Origin of the sequence: Okeania sp. SIO2B9 (assembly GCF_010672505.1) — a bacterium.
Classification (GTDB): domain Bacteria; phylum Cyanobacteriota; class Cyanobacteriia; order Cyanobacteriales; family Microcoleaceae; genus Okeania; species Okeania hirsuta.
Window position 1 is genome coordinate 1 of the sequence record NZ_JAAHGK010001092.1, and the last position, 2,648, is coordinate 2,648.

3 protein-coding genes are annotated in these 2,648 nt (G+C 37.1%); 1 reads left to right on the top strand and 2 read right to left on the bottom strand.

The genetic code is table 11. From position 1 onward, the window contains the following. Positions 1-154: 154 nt before the first annotated feature. A complete protein-coding gene (locus F6K13_RS27625; RefSeq protein WP_124144448.1) occupies positions 155-1,303 on the bottom strand; it encodes an ABC transporter ATP-binding protein in 1,149 nt (382 codons plus the stop codon). A gap of 142 nt (positions 1,304-1,445) precedes the next feature. Here F6K13_RS27625 and F6K13_RS27630 point away from each other — a divergent pair, with 142 nt between their 5' ends. Then, complete coding sequence (locus F6K13_RS27630; RefSeq protein ID WP_287289083.1) at positions 1,446-1,568, top strand: hypothetical protein; 123 nt, start codon at positions 1,446-1,448, stop codon at positions 1,566-1,568. Positions 1,569-1,923: 355 nt separating this feature from the next. Here F6K13_RS27630 and F6K13_RS35465 read toward each other — a convergent pair whose 3' ends face one another. Beyond that, positions 1,924-2,052: a hypothetical protein gene (locus F6K13_RS35465; RefSeq protein WP_338043160.1), complete on the bottom strand. Its 129-nt coding sequence runs from the start codon at positions 2,050-2,052 to the stop codon at positions 1,924-1,926. Between the last annotated feature and the right edge of the window lie 596 nt (positions 2,053-2,648).

Consider the following 2,648-nt stretch of genomic DNA (forward strand, 5'->3'; position numbering starts at 1 on the left):
TATTAATAATTAATAATTAATAATTAACAATTACCTCTTCTTTTCAAGGAGAGGATTAGACTCTTAAGGAAAATTTTTTCTCCTTTCAAGGAGAGGCTTTAAACCTTAATTATTCGGTAATTTTTCAATAGTGAAAATTTAGTTTACGTTTTTGTTATCTTGTCTCGCTTAGAGCCAAACAATCTTGTTTTGCCCAATAAAGATAGATAGGGGTATCTGCGCTGGGCAAAGTTCCTTGTGTACTGGGCTGCCTGATCGTCATGCGATCGCCTGACAACAAATTTACATGATAATATACATGAGTCCCCATATACATAACATTTATTAATCTACCTTCAAAGCAATTTTCTGATATATCTAGGGAATAAAGACTTAGCTCTATTTTTTCTGGCCGCACACTGACGACTACGGTAGCACCTGCATAAATCTCTCCGTTTTTTGCCTCTTCACTAACTGTTGATTGTTGTACAACAATTTTAATACCACGATCTGTCTTAACTACTATATTTGAATGATCGATAAATTCAACTCGACCCTGAAATAAATTCGTCTCTCCAATAAAATCTGCTACAAAAGGACTTTCAGGGTGCTCGTAAATTTCTTGAGGAGAACCTATCTGCTCTATTCTACCTTCGTGCATCACGGCAATACGGTCAGACATACTCATAGCTTCTTCTTGGTCGTGAGTTACCATCACAAATGTAACGCCTAAATCTTGATGTAAGCTAGACAATTCCATTTGCATTTGTTTGCGTAGTTTCAAGTCTAGGGCACCAAGAGGTTCATCTAATAATAATACTGCTGGACGATTTACCAACGCCCTTGCTAAAGCTACCCTTTGTTGTTGCCCACCAGATATTTGATTGGGATAGCGATCGGCAAATTTTTCCATTTTCACCAGTCGTAAAACTTGTGCCACTTTTTCTTCGGTTTCAGTTTTTCCTACACGTTTAATTCGTAGTCCAAAGGCAATATTATCTTTGACGCTGAGATGATTAAATAGAGCGTAGCTTTGGAAAACAGTATTTACAGGGCGACGGTAAGGAGGAGTTTGATTCATGGATACTCCCCTAATCATTATTTCACCTGCTGATGGGGATTCAAACCCAGCAATTAAGCGTAATGTTGTAGTCTTGCCACAGCCAGAAGGGCCAAGAATACTAAAAAATTCTCCTTGACGGATATTCAGGTCCACACCTCTTACTGCTGTATGGCCTTCAAACACTTTGAATACTTTATGCAGTTCAACGTCATTTTGGGTGTCGGTTATTGTTGTCCCTAGATTAAGTGCAGTTTGAGTCATGGTTGCTATGTCATAAGTGGGAAAGTTACTCTGGAAATCTGGGTCTTATTGAATTTAAGTGTAATATTTTTCAGTATTTTAGCAGTTCTGGCTATTGCGCTTCATCTATTTGGGTCAGGACTTATACCATTTTAATAAATGTTTGCTACAAATAGCTAGGATATTTCTTAGAAGTCAACCCACCCCTCGCCCCTCCCCCTCCCAGAAGAGGAAGTCAGGAAGACTGAGTCACATGGGAATAGTTTCAATACCAGTTTTTAGCTAGGAAATTCTCTTTTTCTCTTGTTGCGCTACTAGGTGCGACTGGTGTGGTCGCGGGGTCGCACCGCTCTCTTGGTCGATTGGATATGGCGAGGAGACCCGTTCTTACAGACCCGCTCCGAAGATCGCCATCCCACCCTACGGGAAGCTACGAAGATCGACCGCTTTGTCAAAGGGACATCTCCTGCAAATATCTTTATAATCATGCTGATTATTCGTAACATTCTTTTTTCATGCATGGTATTACGCATAACCACTAAATATAGTAGGGGTTAACGGCCGTTAACCCCTACAAATTTTGAATTGTTCTGCTTTTTAGTTGTTTGTCTAGGAAATGAAAAATCTTATTTTTCATGTTTTTAATCTCCTACTGCAAAAATCTGTTGGGCGGTTAATTTAAGCTCTGGAAATGTAGGATAAATAATTTTTTCATCTCCTCTAAATTGTTGTACTTGATATTCTTCGTCAATTAACTGATAAATTGACAAAGTAGGTTTTTTGGGTTGCCTATATAATGTTTTTCCCTAATCCAACTATCCAATATTCTGGTATTTCTAAACCCTCATAATCAATTAATTTATGACCATAAATTACGCCAATTTGTACTCACAAGTTCAATAATTAGCTTACAGCGGTTTTCATTGAGTAATTGTGGAACGTTTTTTCCATAAAGGCTCATCTTTTAAAGCAGATTCATCCAGAAAAATTACGTCTGGATTATCACCAGATTTATTTGTATATATCGGTTTAACAATTGCTTGTCTGGGAATAATATAAGGAAGTTCAAGAAGTTCGATTTGTACTCCTAGTTTAAGGGCGAGAAAACCTGCTACTTGTTCGTGAGTTCCTGTAGACTGTATTTCAAAAACAACTCCATTTTGTAATTAATCACGACCATAACCATCTGGATACCAATCTGAAAATTCATCCAAGGTCATTAATTGTGGGGTAGCTTCTACAATCATATTAATCTCTTTTATGTAATTTTATATTAGTTCTATTCTACGATATTAATTGAGCGTTAAATTTTAGCTCTCATTTCTAGAAAATTTATCGAATAATGAAGGTTTAAAGATGAAGTTGT

What these genes read in the sequence shown, in the direction of transcription:
- F6K13_RS27625 (WP_124144448.1), bottom strand. Translation starts at nt 1,303, where the DNA reads ATGACTCAAACTGCACTTAATCTAGGGACAACAATAACCGACACCCAA.